This window comes from Massilia sp. MP_M2, from assembly GCF_039123635.1.
Classification (GTDB): domain Bacteria; phylum Pseudomonadota; class Gammaproteobacteria; order Burkholderiales; family Burkholderiaceae_D; genus Telluria.
Window position 1 is genome coordinate 258,787 of the sequence record NZ_JBCHJF010000008.1, and the last position, 23,115, is coordinate 281,901.

18 protein-coding genes are annotated in these 23,115 nt (G+C 66.1%); 9 read left to right on the forward strand and 9 right to left on the reverse strand.

Going from position 1 to position 23,115, the window contains the following annotated elements; all coding sequences use genetic code 11:
• The first annotated feature begins 67 nt into the window (after nt 1-67).
• Nucleotides 68-2,104, forward strand: a complete 2,037-nt coding sequence (locus RCH14_RS17755) for a bifunctional 2',3'-cyclic-nucleotide 2'-phosphodiesterase/3'-nucleotidase (RefSeq protein ID WP_343027425.1) — start codon at nt 68-70, stop codon at nt 2,102-2,104.
• Between the two features lie 45 nt (nt 2,105-2,149).
• Here the strand turns inward: RCH14_RS17755 and RCH14_RS17760 are convergent, their stop codons facing one another.
• The 6 genes from RCH14_RS17760 to RCH14_RS17785 all read right to left on the reverse strand — a co-directional run bounded on the left by RCH14_RS17760 (nt 2,150) and on the right by RCH14_RS17785 (nt 6,452).
• Nucleotides 2,150-2,470, reverse strand: a complete 321-nt coding sequence (locus RCH14_RS17760; RefSeq protein ID WP_343027455.1) for a DUF2288 domain-containing protein — start codon at nt 2,468-2,470, stop codon at nt 2,150-2,152.
• A gap of 16 nt (nt 2,471-2,486) precedes the next feature.
• Nucleotides 2,487-3,176, reverse strand: a complete 690-nt coding sequence (locus RCH14_RS17765; protein WP_343027426.1) for an RES family NAD+ phosphorylase — start codon at nt 3,174-3,176, stop codon at nt 2,487-2,489.
• Nucleotides 3,173-3,610 (reverse strand): MbcA/ParS/Xre antitoxin family protein, encoded by a 438-nt coding sequence (locus RCH14_RS17770; protein ID WP_343027427.1) that lies wholly within the window; start codon nt 3,608-3,610, stop codon nt 3,173-3,175. Before RCH14_RS17770 ends, RCH14_RS17765 begins: the two co-directional genes overlap by 4 nt.
• A 100-nt stretch (nt 3,611-3,710) precedes the next feature.
• Nucleotides 3,711-4,553 carry a hypothetical protein gene (locus tag RCH14_RS17775; RefSeq protein ID WP_343027428.1) on the reverse strand — a complete coding sequence of 281 codons (843 nt, stop codon included), beginning with the start codon at nt 4,551-4,553 and terminating at the stop codon, nt 3,711-3,713.
• Nucleotides 4,543-5,265: a hypothetical protein gene (locus RCH14_RS17780; protein ID WP_343027429.1), complete on the reverse strand. Its 723-nt coding sequence runs from the start codon at nt 5,263-5,265 to the stop codon at nt 4,543-4,545. The genes RCH14_RS17775 and RCH14_RS17780 overlap by 11 nt, the downstream gene beginning before the upstream one ends.
• Nucleotides 5,265-6,452 (reverse strand): sialidase family protein, encoded by a 1,188-nt coding sequence (locus RCH14_RS17785; protein WP_343027430.1) that lies wholly within the window; start codon nt 6,450-6,452, stop codon nt 5,265-5,267. Before RCH14_RS17785 ends, RCH14_RS17780 begins: the two co-directional genes overlap by 1 nt.
• A 268-nt stretch (nt 6,453-6,720) precedes the next feature.
• Between RCH14_RS17785 and RCH14_RS17790 the strand changes: the two genes are divergently transcribed.
• A complete protein-coding gene (locus RCH14_RS17790) occupies nt 6,721-7,821 on the forward strand; it encodes an MBL fold metallo-hydrolase (protein WP_343027431.1) in 1,101 nt (366 codons plus the stop codon).
• A gap of 28 nt (nt 7,822-7,849) precedes the next feature.
• Here the strand turns inward: RCH14_RS17790 and RCH14_RS17795 are convergent, their stop codons facing one another.
• The 3 genes from RCH14_RS17795 to RCH14_RS17805 all read right to left on the reverse strand — a co-directional run bounded on the left by RCH14_RS17795 (nt 7,850) and on the right by RCH14_RS17805 (nt 12,041).
• Nucleotides 7,850-8,959, reverse strand: a complete 1,110-nt coding sequence (locus RCH14_RS17795) for a metallophosphoesterase (protein ID WP_343027432.1) — start codon at nt 8,957-8,959, stop codon at nt 7,850-7,852.
• Between the two features lie 312 nt (nt 8,960-9,271).
• Nucleotides 9,272-10,975, reverse strand: coding sequence for a single-stranded-DNA-specific exonuclease RecJ (gene recJ, locus RCH14_RS17800; protein WP_343027433.1), 1,704 nt, complete (start codon nt 10,973-10,975; stop codon nt 9,272-9,274).
• Between the two features lie 49 nt (nt 10,976-11,024).
• Nucleotides 11,025-12,041, reverse strand: a complete 1,017-nt coding sequence (locus tag RCH14_RS17805) for a hypothetical protein (RefSeq protein WP_343027434.1) — start codon at nt 12,039-12,041, stop codon at nt 11,025-11,027.
• A 216-nt stretch (nt 12,042-12,257) separates the two neighbouring features.
• On the opposite strand from RCH14_RS17805, the gene RCH14_RS17810 reads away from it, so the two are divergent.
• The 7 genes from RCH14_RS17810 to RCH14_RS17840 all read left to right on the forward strand — a co-directional run bounded on the left by RCH14_RS17810 (nt 12,258) and on the right by RCH14_RS17840 (nt 22,872).
• Nucleotides 12,258-13,541 carry a lipoprotein-releasing ABC transporter permease subunit gene (locus RCH14_RS17810; RefSeq protein WP_343027435.1) on the forward strand — a complete coding sequence of 428 codons (1,284 nt, stop codon included), beginning with the start codon at nt 12,258-12,260 and terminating at the stop codon, nt 13,539-13,541.
• Between the two features lie 48 nt (nt 13,542-13,589).
• Nucleotides 13,590-14,855, forward strand: coding sequence for a lipoprotein-releasing ABC transporter permease subunit (locus RCH14_RS17815; RefSeq protein ID WP_343027436.1), 1,266 nt, complete (start codon nt 13,590-13,592; stop codon nt 14,853-14,855).
• 4 nt (nt 14,856-14,859) lie between these two features.
• Nucleotides 14,860-15,591, forward strand: a complete 732-nt coding sequence (lolD, locus tag RCH14_RS17820) for a lipoprotein-releasing ABC transporter ATP-binding protein LolD (protein ID WP_407070089.1) — start codon at nt 14,860-14,862, stop codon at nt 15,589-15,591.
• 4 nt (nt 15,592-15,595) lie between these two features.
• Nucleotides 15,596-16,402, forward strand: coding sequence for a TatD family hydrolase (locus RCH14_RS17825; RefSeq protein ID WP_343027437.1), 807 nt, complete (start codon nt 15,596-15,598; stop codon nt 16,400-16,402).
• 166 nt (nt 16,403-16,568) lie between these two features.
• On the forward strand, nt 16,569-19,436 hold the full coding sequence (locus RCH14_RS17830; protein ID WP_343027438.1) for a type VI secretion system Vgr family protein: 2,868 nt from the start codon (nt 16,569-16,571) through the stop codon (nt 19,434-19,436).
• Nucleotides 19,433-21,133 carry a hypothetical protein gene (locus RCH14_RS17835; protein WP_343027439.1) on the forward strand — a complete coding sequence of 567 codons (1,701 nt, stop codon included), beginning with the start codon at nt 19,433-19,435 and terminating at the stop codon, nt 21,131-21,133. Before RCH14_RS17830 ends, RCH14_RS17835 begins: the two co-directional genes overlap by 4 nt.
• The gene (locus RCH14_RS17840; RefSeq protein ID WP_343027440.1) at nt 21,130-22,872 is read left to right on the forward strand and encodes a T6SS immunity protein Tli4 family protein; all 1,743 of its coding nucleotides are present in this window, start codon (nt 21,130-21,132) and stop codon (nt 22,870-22,872) included. The genes RCH14_RS17835 and RCH14_RS17840 overlap by 4 nt, the downstream gene beginning before the upstream one ends.
• The last annotated feature ends 243 nt before the right edge of the window (nt 22,873-23,115 follow it).

Below are 23,115 nucleotides of genomic sequence, written 5' to 3' on the forward strand. Positions count from 1 at the left end.
GGCGCTACCGCTTGCCCAGCCGCGGGGCAAGCGGTACCATCGCGCGGTCTTGTTACCCGGATTGCCCATGAACCGCTCCCTGCGTCACCCAATCAGCACCGTGCTCGCCGCTGTACTGAGCACCACCTTCGGCCCATTGCTCTTGAATGCCTCGGCCCACGCTGCGGCCAGGACGCCGGTTGGCGCCACCGCCGTCCTGGCCGTGCTGGAGACGTCCGACCTGCATGCCAACGTCGTCGGCTATGACTACTACAAGCTGGCCGCCGAGCCGTCGATCGGCGTTGACCGCACCGCCACGCTGATCCGCCAGGCGCGCAAGGAATTCGCCAATACGCTGTTGCTCGACAACGGCGACACGATCCAGGGCACGGCGTTCGCCGACTACCAGGCGCTGGTCAAGCCGCCTGCGTGCAACGAGGTGCTGGGCATCTACAAGATCATGAATGCGCTGGGCTACGAAGGCGGCACGGTCGGCAACCACGAATTCAACTACGGCCTGCCGTTCCTGAGCCGGATCACGGGCAGCCAGTTCCAGGTGAAGGGCGTGGCCAAGGGCCCGCGCTGCGCGGGGCCCACGTTCCCGATCGTGCTGGCCAACGTGAACAGCCTGCGGACGAACGCGCCGCTGTTCGCGCCGTACCGCATCATCGACAAGAAGATCACGGCGCGCGGACCCGATGGCAAGCCGGTCGAGACGCTGGTGAAGGTCGGCATCATCGGCTTCACGCCGCCCGACATCATGGCCTGGGACAAGCGCTGGCTGGAAGGACGCGTGGTCACCGCCGGTGTGCGCGAAACGGCCGAAAAATACATTCCCGAGATGCGCCGGAAAGGCGCGCAGCTGATCGTGGCGCTGGCGCACGGTGGCCTGGACGACAGCCCGTATTCGCCGGCGATGGAAAACGCCAACTGGCATCTGGCCAAGGTGCCGGGCGTCGACGTCATGCTGATGGGGCATGCGCACCAGCTGTTCCCGAACGCCGAGAGCACGGTCCCGCAATTTAACCTGCCGGGCGTGGACAAGGTGCGCGGCCTGGTGCACGGCGTGCCGACCGTGATGCCGAGCCAGTGGGGCAAGCATCTGGGCGTGGTCCAGCTGCACCTGACCTACGACGGCAAGACCTGGTCGGTCGAGAAGGACAAGACCGTCGTGCAGGCACGCGCCACGCAAACGGGCGCCAAGACCTTCGTCGCGCCGGATCCCGACGTGACCGCCCTGGTGCGCGCCGAGCACGAAGCGACGATCGCCTACGTGAAAACGCCGGTGGGGCGCTCGGCGTTTCGCATGACGAGTTATTTCGCCGACGTGGGCGATCCGTCGGCGCTCGAAGTCGTCAACCGCGCGCAGGCCGAGTACGTGAGCAACTACGTCAAGACGAACTTGCCGCAGTACGCCGGGTTGCCGGTGCTGTCGGTGTCGGCGCCGTTCAAGGCGGGCTTTCCGGGCGTGACGGATTACACCGATGTGCCGGCCGGTAACCTGGCGCTGAACAATGCGGCCGACCTGTACCTGTTCCCGAACTCGCTGTATGCGGTGAAGGTCGATGGCGCGGGCTTGAAGGCGTGGCTGGAGACGGCGGCGCAGCGGTTCAACACGATCGACCCGGCGGTAGCCGCGCCGCAGGAACTGGTCAATACGCGCTTTCCGAGCTTTAACTTCGACACGATCACGTCGACCGATGTCGGCTACGAGATCGACGTGACGAAGAAGCCGGGCGAGCGCATCGTGAACCTGACGTATCTGGGCAAACCAGTGGCGCCGACGCAGGCATTCCTGGTCGCGACCAATAACTACCGCGCCAGTGGCGGTGGTGGCTTCCCGGGGCTCGACGGCAGCAATGTCGTCATCGCGTCGCCCGACAACAATCGCGACATCCTGATCGCGCACATCCGCACGGCGAAAGAACTGACGCGCGCATCGCATGGCGCGGCGCGCAGCTGGCGTTTTGCGCGGGTCGAGACCAGGGGACAGGTGGTATTCCATTCGGCGCCAGGCCTGGAGGCGCTGGCGCGCGAGGCGGGGCTGGGCAATGTCAGCCAGGTGAAGGCCGATGATGGCAGTGGCAAGGGAACGGCGTTGTACGCCGTCGATCTGTCGAAGTAAGCTGGTTTACCTCGGTGGATGCCGGCCCGCGGGCCGGCATTTTTTTTAATGCACCGGCTTCTTCTCGTCCTGCACCAGCACGAACGGGCTCACGACCGACACCCACAGCGTCGCATCCGTCTCCAGCCAGGCTTGCGCCTGCGCGTCGCTGACCTTGGCCACCTGGCCATCGCCCATCCAGCGCGTGATGCTGTCACGGTCGTCGTGCGCGATGCGCAGCGCGACGTCGATCAGGTCCAGCGTGCTTGACACCCACACCACGCTGCCGCTGGCAAAGTGGCGTTGCAGCTCGCTCCATGCGAGGCGGCCGGTCTCGCGGTTGATCTTGTCGTGCAATTCGGTGTCGTTCTCGGGTTTGGTCTTCATGTGCATGGTCATCTGGTCAAAGAATCTCGACCGCAGGCTGCGGCGAACCCGCCCATGTTAACCGATAGGTGTTCCCCTTGCGCACGTTGCCCACCAACGCCGGGCGGAAGCACGCCAGGCACGTGCCGCCGGGATGCCGCACGCTGGGGTAGATCACGCCAAGCGAACCGGCGCCCAGCAACGCGTTGGCCAGCGCCTGCGACGCGACATAGCTGGCCGGGTCGAGGCAGTCTTCATAGGCCGCGATGCCGCGCAGATCGTGGAAGCTCGCGCTGAAGTCGGCCAGCAGGCATTGGTAGCTGACGCTGTCGTCAAAGCGGTCGATCTCGGCGTACTCCACGGTCTTGTGGAAGATGACTTCGGCCAGCGACGTGGCGGCGTCGAAGCCGCAGTACCACGCGCCACGCTCGCCGTCGTTGAAGCGGCTGCCTTCCGGGCGCGCGTACGTGAATGCGGCGTTGATGATGCGAAAGTTCGGTACGCCGAACACCAGTTCGTCCATGCCGATGCCAGGGGTCTGGCCGGATTCGGCGCGCAGGCGCTCATTGGTGGCGTTATCGAGGTCGAACAGGTCGCGCAGCGCATCGTCGCTGTCGGCCAGGGGCGCGAGCACCGAGTCTTCGACATCGGCGAAGCGCGACGGGATCAGGCGACAGGTATCGAGCTGGCGCAGCAGCGTCAGCCGTGGTGTGACGTGCGAGCTCACAGGCCGCCGCGTCTGGCGTCGAGCAGCTTGCGCACGGTCTGCATCGCCAGCAGGCCGCCGGCCTGCATGAAGGCGAGCGGCGTGCGGCCGGCAAAAATCGGATTGGTGTTGGGCAGGCGCACCCATTCGTCGGCAAGCTTGTCGCCATACAGGATGTGCAGGCTTTTATAGATGCCGAGCAGGTACGAGATGCGCGTGATGCGGTCGACCTCGAGCACCCGGTCGGGGTTTTTCTTCCAGTCGTAGAACGACGACGATGACAGGCCGCCAAGCAGCTCGCGGGCATCGTCGTCGCGCAGGCCCCAGGCGGCGGCGAGCCGGAAAAAGCCGGTCAGGGCCGAGCGGGACAGGCGCTCGCGCTCGGTCTTTGAGGTCAGGTCGACCAGCGTTGCTGGCTCGAAACGGCTCTTGGGGTAGGCATAGGCCAGGCTCATGATTCCTCCGGTTTTGGAATATTTATACTCCAATTCTGGATTATTCGCAAGCCTGACACCGCAAGCATGCTGCCGGCTACCCGGCGCACGCTGTGTGGAATCAGTCGCCGCCTGCCGCGGTGACGACGGCGCCGGCACCAGCGCTGAGCATCCAGCCGGTCATGAGCAGATAGAACATCAGCAGCGTAAACAGCACCGAGACGCGGCGCGCGTCCAGGCCCGCGAACAGCGGCTTCTTGTCGTAGGCGACGCCGACGAAATAGGCGCCAAACACGGTGGCCAGATAGTGTACGGCGCCGAAGGTCTCGCCCAGTTCACCCTTGCGCGGATGGTCGATCAGCAGATGCGACAGGATCACCAGCAGCAGGTACGGAATCGAAGCGGCCAGCGGCGGCAGGTACAGGCCGAAGCGCTCGACGAAGGTGCGAATCGCTGGACGCTTGCGCGCCAGCAGCGGCAGGAACAGGTTGTGGATCAGGCCCGAAATCAGGATGACCTTGAGCAGCACGGCCTTGTGCAGGCTTTCTTCGCCAAAGCCCAGGTTGTGCAGATTGGTTTCGGCCTGGCGGTTATTCTGCAGGAAGAACTCGGGCGACTGGATCTGCAGGATGCGCTGGAACCAGCTGATTTCTTCCAGCGCAGCCCCCGCTACCAGGCCGGTCAGGCCAAGCAGTACCAGTACCTCGAGCCGCATGCCGCCATTCTTCCAGCGGTCGACAGCGACAAAGCCGAGCAAACCTGCCGTGAGCGAGAACGCCAGGAACTGCATCCATTCGACGATGCCATCCTCGACCAGGAGGCGCGAGAGTTCGTGCGGATTGCCCGACCATGCCAGCGCCAGCAGCAGGATGAAGGCGTTGATGATGCTGGCCGAAAGGACGACCGGATGTTTGTACCACGGATGATTGACCACAGACTGCTTGACCACTGAGTTATTGACCACCAACTTGCTCCTTCAGAGACGAAAAATGTTCAGCCGCGATTGGCTGGGGCATGGGGCCTGATGCGGGATCGGCATCGCTGCCCGTGCTGCGGTCGGCGACGCGGCGCCCCGTGCGGCGCAGTGCAGCAACCAGCAGCGTCACGATGGCCCAGCCAAACAGCAGCGGGTCGAGCAGGGCGTCCCACAGGTTCCCGCTTGGCAGGCGCAGCACCGAAAACAGGACGACGGCGCCCAGCACCGCCGCGGCAGTTCCGCGCGCATGACCCCGGACGATCGCCAGCACGCAGGCGCCGGCCATGATGACCGCAACGACCGGCGTCAGCGTGCCGCCGAAGCCGGCGTAGTAGTAACCGCTCGCGAGAAAGCCGACTGCATCGAGATACAGCAGGGTCCCGGCCACGGCGAGCACGCCGGCCAGCGCGGGCGGCATGGCCCCGCTGCGGCGATTGCCGCTCCAGCGCTCCGTCAGGCGCACCAGGCAGCAGCCCACCAGCAGGCCGCTCGGATACTGGAACGCCAGGCCCAGGTACCAGACGGGTGACAGGTTGCCGGGCAGCGTCATCAGGGCCATAGCGCCGGCCATGATGGCGGCCAGCCTGGGGCGGGAGAGTGGCGCCGCGCCGCGCCATAGCGCGCAGACCACGGTGGCGGCGACAATTGCCCAGCCAATGCGGCCGTACACGATCTGGCTTGCGAGATCCGGCAGTGTCATCAGTTCGTGTTTTCCGGTTGAATGCGGTAGCGATGGTGGGCGATCGCCTGGCGCTGCCAGGTGTAGGTAATATGCAGTTCGTTGCCGACCTGCTGCATCGATGGATACGAGAATTCGTCGCCGGCCGGCCCTTTGGCGATGTCGGCGATCGTGCGCCAGGTGCGCATGTCGTCCGAGATCGACAGGCGCAGGATGCTGCGCGCCGATGCGCCACCTTCGACGTGATTATGCAGCATCAGGAACTGGCCGCTGGCCAGCCGTATCGCGGCGACCGACGTGCTGTAGTTGGGCAGATCGAGCGCCGGCAGGTCGTGCCAGGTGGCGCCGCCGTCGCGGCTCGCTGCATGCTGGACCAGTTGCTGATCGCTATCGTCGCGCATCACGGCGCGCACCTCGTTTTTCGAGATGGCGACGAGTGCGGGCTGCAGGGTCGTGGTGCTGTTGCCGATGCGCGCCAGCGTGGTCGGGTTGCCGTCGGCGTCGAACGCCATCAGCATCGGGTACTTGTTGCCGATCTCGAAATACACGGGGAGCCACCAGCCGCCGTCGCTCAGCGCCAGGGGTGCAGTGCGCACCAGCGCACTGGTATTGAACAGGGGTGAAGTCGGCAGGATGCGGCGCACGTGGAAGGTTGCGCCCAGGTCGTTTGACACCAGGTGCGCGATGCGCGCGGCGGCCCAGCCGCCCAGGCCCGTGGCTACCACGTACAGGTGGATCTTGCCGGTGCGGTCGGTCCAGGCCACGGGATTGCCGATGCGGCGTACGCCAAATCCCAGTTCGGCCCCCAGCGTATCCCGGCTGGCGACCATTGCCGGGGTGCTCCACGCGCCATGGGCCCAGGTCGAGGAAAAGACTTTCACGTCCGGCCCGCTCTCGCGGCTGCCGGCCCACCAGAACGCGAGCATACGATTGCCCGGCAGGGCGGCGAGCGTGCTGGCGTGCGCCGATGGCATGCCGCGCGGCGCCGGGATGTGGGCCTGCGACAGCTCGGTAAGCTTCACGCGGCCCGGGCTTGTTGTGGTCACTGCGGGCAGAGTCGGCACGGCAGTTGTCATGGCGACGGTGCCAGACGCGCCGCGCCAGCGCAGTGCCTCCGCCGCGATCACGAGCACCAGCGCGGCAAGCAGCAGGGCGCCGAGGAGGATCGCATGATGTCTAGGCGGCCGGGTGATCGCGGACTTCTCCATTCGCTTCCAGTCGAAGAACCCGGCAAGTGCGTTGCGCACCGGGTTCGGGCATTGAGCATCCCGCCGATCAAGACCTGTCCATGTCGCGGGCCTTGGCCTGGCATCAAAACCGGGAAAGGCGCTATCGTACCGGAAAGCCGCGCAAAAGAACATTGGCCGCTTCCAAAAGAGCTGTCGGTACACGGCTGGGTGACCGTCCTGTCTGGCGTGCCCGCGCTGTCGTCAACCCGGCCTATACTGGCATTTTTGACCGCCCGGGTATTGCCGCATGCGCACCTCAATCGCCACCTTGCTGTCTGTCGTCGTCGTTGCATCCGCGCTGCTTGCAACCGGATGCGCACACCGCAATCCCTACTACGACGCCGCCAAAACCCATCACCGGGTGGAAGGCTTTGCGAACAATTATCCGGCCAACCCGGCCTACCAACGGCCGGCGCGCGGCTTCTTCGAGGGCTGGGCGGCGCGCGTCAAGAACTGGACCGAGGACGCCACCGTGCGTGCGCCGCTTGCGCCGATCGAGCCGGTGGCGCCCGATCTGGCCTTTGTCCATGCCAACCGCAGCGCGCCGGCGCTGACCTGGATCGGGCACGCGACGTTCCTGTTCCAAAGCGGAACCGGCGTCAATATCCTGACCGACCCGGTCTTCGACGAACGTGCCTCGCCGTTGCCGTTCGCAGGGCCCAAGCGCCATCAGGCGCCGGGCGTGGACCTTGCCGACCTGCCGCGCATCGACGTCATCCTGCTCAGTCACTCGCACTACGATCACCTGTCAAAGGCGTCGCTGCGCGCGCTGTACCGCCAGGCGGGCGGGCCGCCGCTGCTGGTGGCGCCGCTGGGTGTCGACATCTGGCTTGAAAAGAACGTGACGGGCGGCGACCGCTCGCGCATCGTCAAGCTCGATTGGTGGGAAAAGACCGTGTACCGCGGGCTCGAACTGCACCTGCTACCCGTGCATCACTGGTCGGCCCGCTCGCTCTGGGACCGCAATGCGACGCTATGGGGCGGTTTTGCCGTCACGCGCCCGGGCTTTGCGTTCTTCTTCTCGGGTGACCTGGGTTATTCGAAGGATATCGGCGACATCGCTGCGCGCTTCGGTGGCTTCGACCTGGCGGCGATTGGCATCGGGGCCTACCAGCCGCTGTGGTACCGTAACTCGCACGTCAGCCCCGACGAGGCGGTGCGGATCCATCGCGAGCTGCGCGTCAAGCGCAGCGTCGGCATGCATTGGGGAACGTACCCGATGGGGCAGGAGCGCCTTGACCAGGCGCCGCGCGACCTGGCGCTGGCGCGCGCAGCGCAGGGCGTGGCCGACGACGCGTTCTTCGTGATGCGGCACGGCCAGACGTACCAGCCACCCATCGCGCCGTAGGTGGCCGCGGGGCCGTCATGCGCATCCCTCAAGGCTGGGCGCGCAGGGTCAGCTTGAGAATCTCGCCCGGTTGCCAGAGCCGCATGCGCGGCCCCCAGCCACCGGCGCCGCGGCTGACCACCAATTGCATGTCGCCGATGCGGTACCAGCCCACCAGGTAGGGGAACTCGCGCTGGGCCAGGTAGGTGAATGGCCAGACCTGGCCGCCGTGGGTGTGCCCGGACAGCATCAGGGCGATGTCTTTTTGTGCGGCGCGCTCGATGAGTACCGGGTCGGGGATGTGCGACAGCAGGATCGTCGCGCCATCCAGCCGCCTGGGGAGCATGCGCTCGAGCCCGGCATTGATGTCGCGCCCACCGCGCCTGGCGCGCCCGATGTCGTCCAGGCCCGCCAAATGCAGGCCCGGTGCGATCTCGACGTGCTGGTCGCGCAGCCACTTGACGCCGCCGGCGGCAAACTCGTGGATCGTACCGCCAGCATCGCCGTAGTATTCATGGTTGCCGGTGATGGCCCAGACGCCCAGCGTGGGCCGCAGGCGCTTGAGGACAGGTGCGAGCAGGGCGTCGTTGATTGGCTCGTCTTCGACCTGGTCGCCCAGCATCACGACGGCATCGGGATCAAGCGCATTGATCTGGTCGACCCGCTCGCCGAGCCACTTTGCGCGGCGCTGGGCCCCGAGGTGCGTATCGCTGATCGCCACGAGCACGGTGCCATCGAGCGCCTTCGGCAGGCCAGGCAGCGTGAGTTCGTGCTCGACGATCGCCGGAGCGCGCACCGCCTGGAAAATCGCCAAGGCGCTGACCGAGACACCCGCAATCGCGCCGATTGCCAGAATGCGCGGCGCCCAGGTGCGCAGCCAGAAGCCGAAGCCGGTGATGATGTCGGCCAGGAGCAGATATTGCGTCATGCAGAACAGAATGCCAAGCCAGGTCATCGAAAACTGGCCCGGCCACCAGCGCCAGTCCAGCGCTGCATCCCCGAGCTGTACACCCCACAGATAAAACGCCCACAGCGCCACGGCGCCCACCCACCAGACCCGCGCCGGCACGCGCCCGCGCACGGCCCCGAGCGCATACAAGCGATGCGCCACGTAAAAATGCATCAGCGAGCCGAGAAAATTGATAATGATCGAAAACATGCATGCTCCCGCCGACTGCCAGTCAGCGCGTAGAAAGAAGGAAGGGGAACCAGCACAGCATGGCCGCCTGGCCCCTGGCGAAAACCGGCCAATCATAGCGAACACGCCAAGATCATGTCGCCTATCAGTATCCCGCGCGCATAAAGTTATCAAACAATTCGACTCTGACCCTAATTGTTACGTTTTCTGCGGAGCCCGCCTAATAAATAGGGTCAGAGTCGAATTATTGGGCAATTGCTCAGATTTTGACGACTTTTAAGTGGGGTCAGAGTCGAATTATTGGGCAATTGCTCCGGGGGCTGGCCTGAGCGGTCAGGCCGATTCGGCGTGTTCGACCAGGAGCTGGACTTTGGTGACGCCGTTGTATTCGTTGGCGTCGAGGCGGAAGGCGACGCGGGCGCGGTCGCTCAGGCTGTCGGTGTGGCCGAACCAGATGGCGTCGTAGCGGCGGCCGTTCTTTTCCAGCTGCAGTTTCAGATGGCGCTCTTTCAGGATGCGCTGGCTGACGACGCGGAATTCGTCGCAGAAGACCGGCGGCGCGAAGCCTTGGCCCCAGACCTGGCCATCCATCAATTCGATGAACTGGGTCGAGTAGAACTCGTCCTCGAGCGGGCCGTCGGTTTCGATGATGCGTTCAAGCTGCGCTTCGCTCAGCCACGCCTGGCCGACCGCTTCGAAGGCCTGGCAGAAGGTGTCGAAATTGTCGTGACGCAGAGAGAGGCCGGCGGCCATCGCGTGGCCACCGAACTTGTCGATCAGGCCTGGCACGCGCTTGGAAACCAGGTCCAGCGCGTCGCGCAGGTGAAAGCCCGGAATCGAGCGCCCCGAGCCCTTGATCATGCCGTCGCCGGCTGGTGCAAAGGTAAATGTCGGGCGGTAGAATTTCTCCTTCAGGCGCGAGGCGACGATGCCGATCACGCCCTGGTGCCAGCCTTCGTCGAACACGGTGATCGTGCTGGCGCCGGTCGGCTCGAACGTGTCCAGATGCAGCAGCGCGGTGTCCTGCATCTCGGCTTCGATCTCGCGGCGCTTGAGGTTGATCTCGTTGAGCTGCTGGGCGATGGCCCAGGCACGGCCTTCGTCGTCAGTGCTCAAGCATTCGATGCCGAGCGCCATGTCCTGCAGGCGACCGGCCGCGTTCAGGCGCGGGCCGACGGCAAAGCCCAGGTCGAACGGCGTGGCGCAGCGCGCTTCGCGGCCGGCCACCCGGAACAGCGCCGCCACGCCGGGATGCATGCGGCCTGCGCGCATGCGCTTCAAACCCTGCGCGACGAGGATGCGGTTGTTGGCATCGAGTTTGACGACGTCGGCCACCGTGCCCAGCGCGACCAGGTCGAGCAGGCTGTCGAGCTTGGGCTGCGTTTGCGCATCGAACACGCCGCGCCGGCGCAGTTCGGCGCGCAGGGCCAGCAGCACGTAGAACACCACGCCCACGCCGGCCAGGTTCTTGCTCGGGAAGCCGCACTCGGGCTGGTTCGGGTTGACGATCACGCGCGCCGCCGGCAGCACGTCACCCGGCAGGTGGTGGTCGGTAACGACGACGTCGATGCCCAACTTGTTCGCTGCCAGCACACCCTCGACGCTGGCGATGCCATTGTCGACCGTGACGATGATGTCGGGCGCCTTTTCGCGCGCGGTGAGTGCCACGATTTCGGGCGTGAGGCCGTAGCCGTATTCAAAGCGGTTCGGGACGATGTAGTCGACTTGCGCCCCCATCGCGCGCAAGCCGCGCAGCGCAACGGCGCAGGCAGTGGCGCCGTCGCAATCGTAGTCGGCGACGATCGTCATGCGCTTGCCGGCGCCGATGGCGTCAGCGAGAAACGCGGCGGCGGCGTCGATGTGCTTGAGCCCGGACGGCGGCGACAGGGCCGCCAGCTCGCTCGAGAGTTCACGCGCGTCGAGCAGGCCGCGTGACGCGTAGATGCGCGCCAGCACGGGGTGCACGCCATCCTGGCGCAGCAGTTCGGAAATGCGAAACGGGCAGGGGCGGGTGGAAAGTCGGGTCTTCAGGGTCAATGTCAATCTCGGTCGGGTGATGTACGGCAGTGCGCTTGCTGCAATGCGTTTATTTCAGTGCGTCCAGCGTCGGGCTGCGCCAGAACTTGCGCTGCGCCAGCGCGCTCGTCGTCGTCTCGAGCAGGCCTTCGCGGCTGCTCAGCACGAGCGTCAGCTTGCCCACGCGGCCAGCCTTGACGGCAGCCAGCAGCGGCGCGAACAGCGTCTCTTCGAGCTGCCCCATCACCTGTAGCCAGACGCCCCAGTCGGATGCCTGGGCCGCTTCAGCCAGCGGACCGACCACCAGCGTGCGGTCGGTCGACAGCAGATCGGCCAGCCCCTCGAGCGTCGCGAGCCGCTGCTCGCCAAGCGCGCCCAGCCAGCCCGGCACCGCGACACTGGCCAGTGGCTGGCTTGGCGCGGGCGCCGTCCGGCCCGCGCCCCAGACCCAGAACGCGTTCACGATCGGCACGCGCCGCGCTTCGCGCGCGGCGTTCACCGGATGCGCATGCCACGCCATCTGCACTTCGTTCTGCAGGCGCCGGTAGGCCAGCGCCGGCTGGCCCTTGGGCATGAAATCCGTCAGGTCCATATTCACCACCGTGTCGGGCGTGGCGGTCTCGAATCCGGTCCAGTCGTCGGCGCGCAGGAACCAGGTCTGCGCGTCGCCGTAGCGCAGCGCGTGGCCGATGTCTTCACAGAGCCCGGCAGCCGTTGCGAACAGCGCACGGCTGTCGTCATCGTTCAGTGGTACCTGCCGCGTATCGGCCATGGTCAGGTGGGTGCGTGCGATCTGGATATGGCCGGGACTGACGATGTACCAGACGCCGCCCTCGGGTTCCAGCCCGAAGCCGCGCATGGCGGCAACGGCCACGTCGACCCGGCCGGCAGCGCCCAGGCCCAGCGCGCGTGCCAGCCAGGTTTCATGGGGCAGGGCGTGGGTATGCTCGGCCGTGCGCGTGCGGCTGGCGCTCGAGGTGCGCGAGAGCAGCAGCGCCAGCGCCGGCGTGTTCAGCGCGCGGATCAGGTCGGGAGCGAATTCGGGAAGCGGCAGGGCGAACGGCAGGACGAGCGTAATATGAGCCATCCCGCTATTCTAGGGCAAATTGCCGCCGCCAGCGGATCGCCACCCCGATTCTCCGCCCGCATGCTCACTGGAATGAGCTAGTGAGTTTTTGATAATTGCGCCACAATCCTGGTTTGTCTGGCAAACTGCCGGGCTGATGCAGCCCGGCGCTGCGCCACCAATACAAGAACACAACAGAACACAGCGCAACACAGCGGATCGGTCGACACGGACAGCATGAGCATCACCCACAAACTCCCCTACGAATGGCAGATCGGCCTGCGCTACACGCGCGCCGGCAAGCGCAGCGGCCGCAACAGCTTCATCTCCTTCATTTCGATGGCATCGGTGGCCGGCATCGCCCTCGGCGTGGCCGCGCTGATCGTCGTGCTATCGGTGATGAACGGCTTCCAGAAGGAAGTCACCAACCGCATGCTGTCGATGCTGGCGCACGTCGAAATTTTTGATAGTCGCGGCGCATTGCCCGACTGGCGCGCCACCAGCCTGCAGGCGCTGCGCAACCCCGAGGTCAAGGCCGCCGCGCCGTTCATCGACGCACAATCGATGCTGCTGGTCGATGGCGTCATGAAGCCGGCGCTGCTGCGCGGCGTGGCGCCCGTCGAAGAAGCACTGGTATCGGACATCACGCGCCAGATGAAGGCCGGCAGTTTTGCGTCGCTGCGCACCGGCTCGTTCAACGTGGTGCTGGGCCGCGCGCTGGCCAAATCGCTTGGCGTCGAGGTGGGCGACCGCGTCACGCTGCTCGTGGCCAGCAGCGGCATCCTGGGCGGCGTCAGCACGCCGGGCGAGAACCCATTGCCGCGCACGCGCGCGCTGACCGTCTCCGGCATTTTCGAGGCCGGCCATTTCGAGTTCGATTCCACGCTCGCCCTGATCAATATCGACGACGCCCAGGTGGCCACGGGCGCCACCGCGCCGGCCGGCATCCGCCTGCGCCTGCAGGACCTGCACCAGGCCCCGCGCGTGGCCTACGAACTGCAGCGCTCGATGCCGGGTGAATTGATCATGCGCGACTGGACGAAGGTCAACACCGTCTGGTTCGCGGCCGTGCAATCGCAGAAAAACATGATGTTCATTATTCTGACGATGATCGTGGCGGTGGCCGCATTCAATCTTGTCTCGACGCTCGTCATGACCGTCAAGGACAAGCAGTCCGACATCGCCATCCTGCGTACCCTGGGCGCATCGCCGCGCGCGATCATGAAAATCTTCATGGTGCAGGGCACGTTGGTAGGCCTGCTGGGCGGTCTGCTGGGCGTGGGCCTGGGCGTGCTGGTGGCGCTCAATGTCGACGTCATCGTGCCGGCCATCGAGCGCGTCTCGGGCGTGCACTTCCTGTCGCAAGAGGTCTACCTGATCAGCGAAATGCCGTCCGAACTGCTGTGGGCCGACGTCGGCTGGATCGGCGGCGTGGCCGTGCTGCTGTCGTTCCTGGCCACCATCTACCCGAGCTGGGCGGCCTCGCGCGTGAAACCGGCAGAGGCACTGCGTTATGAGTAAGCGCGCCTGTGTCGTCCGCCCCGATTCCAATCTGAAGCACGAGAATTCATGAGCATCATCCACAAACTGCCGTACGAGTGGCAGGTCGGCCTGCGCTACACGCGCGCCGGCAAAAGCAGCGGGCGCAGCAGCTTCATTTCGTTCATTTCGCTCATTTCCGTGGCCGGCATCGCGCTGGGCGTGGCGGCCCTGATCATCGTGCTGTCGGTGATGAACGGCTTCCAGAAGCAGGTCACCGACCGCATGTTGTCGGTGCTGGCCCACATCGAGGTGTTCGATGCCTCTGGCAGCATGCCAGACTGGCAGGCCAGGGCAAAGGAAGCGGCGCAGAATCCGGCCGTGCTTGGCGCGGCCCCATTCGTCGAGACCCAGGGCCTCTTGGTGCGTGACGGGATCATGCGCCCGTCGATCGTGCGCGGCGTGCTGCCTGGCGTCGAAGACAATGTGTCGACGGTGGCGCAGCAGATCCGCGCCGGCAGTTTCGATGCCTTGAAACCCGGCAGCTTCAACATCGTGCTCGGTTATGCGCTGGCGCGCGCGCTGGGCGTGGGCATGGGCGACAAGGTCACCATGGTGCTGGCCCAGGGCCAGGTCACGCCGGCCGGCATGGTGCCGCGCACGCGCAGCTTCACGGTGGCTGGCATCTTCGAGGCCGGGCACTTCGACTTCGATGCGGCGCTGTCGTTCGTCCACATCGAGGACGCGCAGCGGCTTGAACGCCAGCAGGCGCCATCGGGCCTGCGCCTGCGCATCGCGAACATGCGCGAAGCGCCGCAAGTGGCCGAGGCATTGAAGCGCTCCATGAAGGGCGATCTGGTCATGCGCGACTGGCCCAAGCTCAACGCGAACTGGTACGCTGCGGTGCAGACCGAAAAGAAGATGATGTTCATTATCCTGACGCTGATCATCGCGGTGGCCGCATTCAACCTGGTTTCGAGCCTGGTGATGACGGTGACCGAGAAGCAGGCCGACATCGCGATCCTGCGCACGCTGGGCGCCTCGCCCGGCTCGATCATGAAAATCTTCATGGTGCAGGGTGCAGTTGTCGGTGTGCTTGGCACGCTCGCGGGCGTGGCCATGGGCGTGGGCGTGAGCAGGAACATCGGTGTCATCGTCCCGTTCATCGAACGCTTGCTGGGCGTGGAGTTCTTGTCCAAGGATATATATTTGATCAGTACCGTGCCGTCCGAGCTGTACACGCCGGACGTGGTCACCATCGGCATCGTGTCGGTGGTGCTGGCCTTTGCGGCCACGATTTACCCAAGCTGGGCCGCCTCGCGCGTGAAGCCGGCAGAGGCGCTGCGCTATGAATGATCTGATGAGTAATGGAATAAACGCTGCGATGAACGACGTGAACAAGACCAACGACGTACCCGTGCTGGCCTGCCGTGGCCTGGGCAAGACTTTTAACCAGGGCGACGCTATCGTGCGCGTCATCGATGGCATCGACTTTGCCGTGTATCGCGGCGAGCGCGTGGCGATTGTCGGTGCGTCCGGCTCGGGCAAATCGACGCTGCTGCATCTGCTCGGTGGCCTGGATACGCCCAGCAGCGGCACGGTGAGCCTGCGCGGCGAGGATTTCGCAAGCCTGTCCGAATCGCGCCGCGGCGAACTGCGCAACACGGCGCTGGGCTTCGTGTACCAGTTCCACCACCTGCTGCCCGAATTCACGGCGCTCGACAACGTCATGATGCCGCTCCTGATTCGCCGCATGCCGCGCGCCGATGCGCTGGCGCTGGCGCAGGCGATCCTCGAGCGCGTGGGCCTGGGCAAACGCGTCATGCACCGCCCCGGGGAATTGTCCGGCGGCGAGCGCCAGCGGGTCGCCCTGGCGCGCGCGCTGGTTACGCAACCGGCCTGCGTGCTGGCCGATGAACCGACCGGCAACCTCGACCATACGACGGCGCAGGTCATCTTCGACCTGATGCTCGAACTGTCGCGCACCCTTGGCACCGCCTTCGTGATCGTCACGCACGACATGGAACTGGCGCGCCGCTGCGACCGCGTGCTGCGCATGACCGAGCACGGGCTGCAGGCAGCACAAGACTGACGCCATGTGGATCGATACGCACGTTCACCTCGACGCCCGCGAATACGACGGCGATGGCGCTGGCGTCGCGCGCCGGGCCAAAGCGGCCGGCGTATCGATGATCGTCATCATGGCGGTCGAGCGGGGTAACTTCGACACGGTCGCTGCCCTGGCTGCGGGCAGCCCGAACGCCTGCTACGCGCTGGGCATCCACCCGATGTGCGTGCCGCAGGCGCAGGACGACGACCTCGCTTATCTGCGCACGCGCGTCGAAGCGGCGATGGGCGATCCGCGCTTCGTGGGGATCGGTGAAATCGGCCTGGATTTCTTCATTCCCGAACTCACCACGCTCGAAATGCGCGAGAAGCAGGCGCGGTTCTTTCGCGAACAGTTGCGCATCGCGCGCGACTTCGGTCTGCCGGTCATGACGCACGTGCGCCGTTCACAAGACCAGGTGCTCAAGCACCTGCGCCAGATTCGCCCGCCGAGCGGCATCGCGCATGCGTTCAATGGCAGCTTCCAGCAGGCGCAGAGTTTCATCGACCTTGGCCTGCACCTGGGCTTTGGCGGCAACCTGACCTTTACGCGGGCGTTGCAGATCCGGCGCCTGGCCACCGAGTTGCCGCTTGAATGGATCGTGCTGGAAACCGATTCACCTGACATCGCGCCCAGCTGGATTCATCCGGGCCGCAACAGTCCCGAGAACCTGCCGGGCATCGGCGCTGCGCTGGCCGAATTGCGCGGCGTGAACACTGACGTGGTGCGCAGCGCGGCTCACCGCGCCTCGCTGGCCGCCATTCCGCGCCTGGCCGGCTTGTGCGCTGCCGTCTAGCCAGTAAGGACGTTGTCGGCTGACACGACTGAAACGGCCGGAGCAGCCGGCTCGGCGAAGTTCCCGAAATCGCATCGGACAACCGTGATACCTGACAAATCGCCAAGAGTACGGCGTGCCAAGATGTGCTTCCCCGAGAACCGCATTGCCTGGACAGGAGATCCCCGTGGACAACGCCAGCGAATGCCTGCGCATGCTGCAGAACGACCGTTTGCTGTCGGGCGCGCATCGCCCGATCCGCCTGCGTCTCGGCCACGCCGACCACCCGCTCGCCACCGTCCTCCTGCCGCAGCGCGTCACCGGCAGCGAAGCCATTTGCGGTGGCCTCGAGTACACCGTCACCTGCGTCGCCGCAACACCGCGCCTGCCACTCAAGGAACTGATCGCGCTGCCGGCCGAGATCGGCCTCGTCACCGACCGCGGCGGGTTGCGCAGCGCCTGTGGCATCGTGGCCGAAGCACGCGCCGGCGATGTCGACAGTGGCCTGGGGGTGTACCAGCTGGTGATCCGCGACGCGCTGGCGATCATGGAAAAGCGCATCAACAGCCGCGTGTTTCGCTACCAGAACGAGCTCGAGATCGTGCAGGTGCTGTTCGACGAATGGCGCCTGTCCAATAGCGTCCTGGCCAGCGCCTTCGACTACGAACTCGATCCGCTGTTCGACCCGCGCCATTTTCCGCCGCGCGAGCAGACCATGCAATACAACGAGTCCGACGCTGCATTCGTGCGGCGTCTGCTGCGCCGACGTGGCGTGGCCTGGACCTTCCGCCCCGGGCACGCGCGCAGCAGGCCGCTCGCCATCGAACACGACGCAGCGCCGACCCACACGCTGGTGCTGTTCAACGACCCCAACTCGTTGCTGTGCAACAGCGCTGGCGCGGTACGCTACCATCAGGGCGGCGCCAGCGAAGAGCGCGACACGATCGTCTCGTGGTGCGCCGCGCGGCGCCTGCAGGCCGGCAGCACGACACGGCACAGCTGGGATTATCGCAATCCGCTGGGTACCCGCTTCATGACCGCCACCGCGCGCGGCATGGCCGACCAGGGCCCCAGTGGCAACGGGCTGGCGGCCAGCCTGGATGACTACCAGGTCGAGATGCCCCATGCCGGCAACGACGTCGAAGACCACTGGCGCCTGGGCCAGCTGCGCATGAACCGCCACGAGCTCGACACCAAGTGCTTTCATGGCCAGGGCACGGTGCGCGACCTGCGCGCTGGCGAGTGGTTCACGCTCGCCGGCCATCCCGAGATCGACACGCATCCGGCCGCCGAGCGCGACTTCGTCATCACCGCATTGCACGTCGAGGCCGAGAACAACCTGCCACCTGACATCGCCCAGCGCGTGCGGCGCTTGATGGAGGCAGCGCTCTCCAACGCCGACAGCGCGTTCGCACCATCGGTGCCCCAGCATGCATTCTCTCAGGCACCCGCGCGCACGACCGACCCAATGCGCGTGCGGGTCACCTTCGATGCCGTGCGGCGCGGTATCGCGCTGGTGCCCGGTTTCGATCCGCGCACCGACCTGCCGCATCCGCAACTGCAAAGCGCCATCGTGACCGGTCCGCCCGGCGAAGAAGTGCATTGCGATGCGCTGGGCCGGGTCAAGATCCGGTTTCCCGGCATGCGCACGGACGACCATCGGCATGCACATGGGGCAGGGGCGTCGGATACGCCTGCCGACTCGGCCTGGGTGCGCGTCGCGTCAAATTGGGCCGGGCCCGGCCCCGGCAGCCAGCAGCAATCGGGTACGCTCGGCATGCCGCGGGTTGGCACCGAGGTATTGGTGGCGTTCATGGGTGGCGACCCCGACCGGCCGGTCATCCTGTCCCAGTTGTACAACGAGCGTTCGCAGCCGCCGGCGCTGAGCCGCGCGGGCGCGTTACCCGGCAACCGCTACCAGTCGGGCATGCGCAGTCGCGAGATTGGCGGCGCGCGTGGCGGCCAGTTGCTGTTCGACGATACACCGGGCCAGATCGGCGTCCAGCTGGCCAGCGACCACGCTGCTGCCGAACTCAATCTGGGCTGGCTGGCCGAACCGCGCGTCAATGGCACGGCCGGCGCGCGTGGCGAAGGCGCCGAGCTTCGCAGCAGCAAGGCGGTCGCCGTGCGGGGTGGCGAAGGCATCCTGCTCAGTGCGGGGGGGAGCGATGCCGACGGGGGCACCCAGCTCGAGCGCGGCGCACTCATGGGCATCGCCGAGGTGATGCACGGCGTGCTGGACGAATTGGGGCGGCTGGCAGGCGCGCACGGCGAAGATCATGCGGCCAGGCCGCGCATGGCCGAACTCACCGAACGCCTGCACCGCTGGCATGACGGCGCCAACGTGGCCCCAGGCCTGGCGCAGGGCGGCGCGCCGATGGTGGCGGTGAGCGCGCCGGCCGGGGTGGTGCTTGCCAGCGATGACGCCATCGCGCTCGGTGCGCGGACCAAGATCGACATCGTCTCGACCGGCGACGCCGAAATGGCGGCCGGGCGCAGCTTGTTCCTGCGCGCGTCGCGCGCGCTCAGCCTGTTCGCGTATGACCTAGGCATGAAGCTCATTGCGGCGCGCGGCGACATCGTTGTCGAGACCCACAAGGGCGATATCGAGATCAAGTCGTCCAACCGGATACGCCTGATCGCCGCTACCGGCATCGAGCTCGAAGCGCCGTCGGTCAAGGTGGTCTCGCAAGGCACGCAAACCGACTGGACCGGCGGCGCGATCACGCACCAGAGCAGCGGCAACCACGTCATCAAGGCTGCCAGCGTCGACTACCTCACGGGGGGCAACGGCATGCCGGCCGGCCTTGCGTTGCCGGCAACCGCGCTCGAGACCGATGAGCGTGTGGTCGTCATCGACCGCCAGACCAACCTGCCAGCCCGGGGGCAGCGCTACATCGCACGTCACGAGGACGGCACCAGCATCGAAGGTATTACCGACGATGAAGGCCGCACGGGCATCCTGCGCAGCTATGCCATGGGCGATATCGAAATCCGCCTGCTGCCCGATAACGCCCAAGCCGCTCCAGCCCCGATCGGCACGGACAGGACATGATCGAGCCGACTCGCCCGATCCATCAGCCGCGCGTCGAGCGTGACGGCAGCCTGGTGGCCCATACGGTCGCAACGCCGGTCGCATTCAAGGTGCGCGCGCGCGTCACGATTGGCTCACGCAAGGTCATTCCCGTCATCGTCGTGCCGGGCACCATGGGCTCGAACCTGCGCGCGCGCCCCGACCTGAAAAAACGAGGCGACGATGTGCTGCGGCCGGGCGAGTCCGCATGGCGGCCACCGAACGACTTCAGCGGCAAATACCGCGAGGCCGACCTATGGGAGACGCGTGCGCCCGCACTGCGCCAGCGCATCCTGGATCCTGCCATCCTCGAGGTGGACCCTGACGGCGAGCTCGACTTCCCGCCTTGCGCACTGGATGCTGCCGTCATGCGCGAGCGGGGCTGGGGAGAAATCCACGCCGACTCGTACGGCGCTCTCCTGGTTGATCTGCAACGCCACCTGGACAAGACCTTCCAGCTGTCGCCGCAAGGCGTGCGCCTGGTGCGCCAGCACTGGAAGCGGGTCATGGCGTGCGAACCCGAACGCTGGGGCGTGCGGCAGATCGATCACGTCACCGAAGCCGAGCTTGAAAAGTACGCCGGCTACCAGTACCCGGTCTATGCGTTCGGCTACAACTGGCTCGCGTCGTGCGACGTGGCAGCCAAGCACCTGCGCGCGCGGATCGACGCGATACGCGCTTTCTGGACCGACCGCAAGCACCTATGCCGCCAGGTGATCCTGGTGACCCACTCGATGGGCGGGCTGGTCGCACGCGCCTGTGCACGCCTGAGCGAAGGAGCGGGCGGCGCCTCGGATATCGCGGGCATCGTGCACGCCGTGATGCCCGCGCTGGGCGCGCCGGTGGCGTACCGGCGGATGGCCTGCGGCACCGAGGCAGGCAACTTCACCAACGGGCCGCTGGCCAATCTGGCCGCATCCGGGTTCGCGGACATCGCCGGCGACACGAGCGCCAAGACGATGCCGGTGATGGCGGTGGCGCCCGGCTTGTTGCAATTGCTGCCCAATCACCTGTACCCCGCACCATGGCTGCTGATCAGGACGCTGCGCGGCGTGAGCGCACAAGAGGATATGCGCGACATGGTGTCGCTGCCAGATGGTAATCCCTACGATATGTATCGTGACATGACCTCGTGGTACCGGATGATTGATCCGGCGTTGGCAGACCCGGCCCAGCGCTACGCCAAGCTGCATGGCGGACCGGTCAAGAAGATTCTCGATGCAATCAATGAGGCCGAACGATTTCATCGGCAGGTTCTCGCCGTCAACGGCAAGGGTGGCGAAAGCACGCCGTACTACCACCGGCATTCCTACGCATTTTATGGCGCGGATAAAACGCTGAAAGCGTACGGCAAGATTCGCTGGGTGGCGCGCATGCCGTCGACGTCGCCTGCAGCGCTCACGACCGGCAACGTCCGGGCGGCCAAGCTGGTCGCCGATGCTGGCGCGGGCACGCGCGAGGTGGAAACCGCGAACGGTGTGCGGCTGCGCTTTGTCTTGTGGCCTCAGGACGAGCAAGGCGATGAAACCGTGCCGGTGCAGTCCGGTGCAGCGGCAGCATCGCACGTGCGCGGTGCGTTCGCGCCCAAGGGTTTCCGGCACCAGGACAGTTTCCAGCACGACGACATGCTGCTGCTGACACGCCATCTCATCGTCAAGATCGTCCAGGAAGTCCGATGAAGCGGCTGAACAGCCGCCATGTGCGTTGGGTCGGAGCGATGATGGCGTCAGCCCTGGCGCTGGTGTCCTTTCTCGCGAACTCGGTCCAGACCGACGAGGATCTGCAAAAGGTGGCAAAAATGACCGGCACGATGAAAACCGTTTGCGTGGGGCGTTTTCTGATTGACCTTCCCGCCGAGGCCACTGTGCGTCTGCGACGAGGCTTCATCAGCGGCTATGACGTCGCCAGTACCGACCGCGAAACGGACGACGACTTTACCGAACGTCTCGGCGCGCTCGAAAGCACGCTGCTTGGCGGGAAACCAGAGTACGGCAAGCTGGAGTCGGTCAAGGAGATGCTGTCCGTGACGGGACAGGGCAAGGTATTCGTGCACAACCGGCGGCCGGCCCAGACCATCGAACACGGTCGCCTCGTGGCGATCGAGGACGTCGATGTGCATGGCCTGCTCCGACTGCCGCAGGTGAGCATCGAGGCGCAGGCGCAAGGCATGGCGCCGGGCAGCGGGGACGGACTGGTGCGCGTGCTGGGCCGGTTTCGCGCCCTGCAGGCCGGTGAGATACCGCGCGAGCCAGGTTTTTGCCTTGGCCACGCCATCGTGCTCGACCCGTATGAAGACGCTGACATTGAAAGCGTCGTGATGTTTGCCAGCCTGCCAGGGCATCCGGACCTGAATATCGTGCTCTCGTCGATGGCCGGGTTGAAGCCCGCCCCGCGCCTGCTCGAACGGCATGCGATCACGGTCGACCGCCGTCCGATCTTCATGCAGCTTGCGTTTTCGCACCTGCGCGAAGCGGCGCGCGTTATCCATGGCCTGGACGGTGACGAACTGGTCATGCGGGTGCGCGAACCCAACTTCACGACCGGTTATTCGTTTCAATGGGAAATGCCCGGGCGGCAGCAGGATGTCAACACGCCGTTCATCACGCTGGAACTGGCGGCCGGCACCAATCCGTCGGGTGGCGGCAAGCCGGTACAGTCGACGCTGTCCGAAGGGGCGCTGATCGATCTGTGGGACCGGATCGCCGGCAGTCTGCGGCCACGGCCAATCGCACCGCCGACGCCACCGGCTGCCGAGCTGCCGGCAACTGCGCTCGGCGCCATCGCGCTGGCCGGCGACCGATGTCCGCACACGGGCTGGTGGCAATGCAGCGAGGCGGGCGCACGAGTACGCGTCTTCGGCGGGCAACGCCAGTTCATCGCCGAGGGCAAGCCGATGCCGCAAGCGCTGCTATTGCCACAGCCGACCGTGTGGCAGCGGGTCAGGGGTTTGCAGCCGAGCTACGAAAGCAGGAGCCCGACCCGGTGGCGCCTGGCGGACAAGCGCCACCGCGCGCGCGCGCCGGTCCCGGCCGCACCGGCGATTGCCGCGTTCGTACCAGCTATCCACGGGCACCTACCCGATTTCCCCGCCGTTCCTGCGTCCGATCTTCCCCCCGACCTTGCTCCCGAGGTTGTTCCCCCCTTCGCTCCAGACCTTGCCCCCGCTCTGGCGTCGAACCAGGCTCCCAACCTTGCGCGCGACGCGGCCTCCATGTCGCATGTCGACGTCCCGCTCGGCAGCCTCACGCCGAGCGGTGCAATCTGCCCGGCCAGCGGATGGTGGCGCTGCGAAGACAGCGAGGCGCTCGATGGCACGCGCTGGTTTGCCGCTGGCAGCCTGCTGCCACGCGCATCGTTAGCACAACGCGTGCGCCGGCACACCAGATGGACGCTGATGCGGCTTGCAAGCCTGCCATGAGTGCATCGATCCAATCCTTGCACTGGCGCTTCCCGCGACAACCTGCAGGCGATGTCAGGGGACGACCAACGACGCGCCAGGGAGATGGCACGAGGCGCCTGCCGGCACTGGCGAAGGCATGGTGCAGCATCCCCGCGCGGTCGATCCAGCGCAGGTTCAGGCGCGCGCACCAGACCCCTTCCACGCGGCTTGTCGTTGCAACGGCCACACGCCTGAACCAGACGGCGCGTGGTGCCCGGCGAC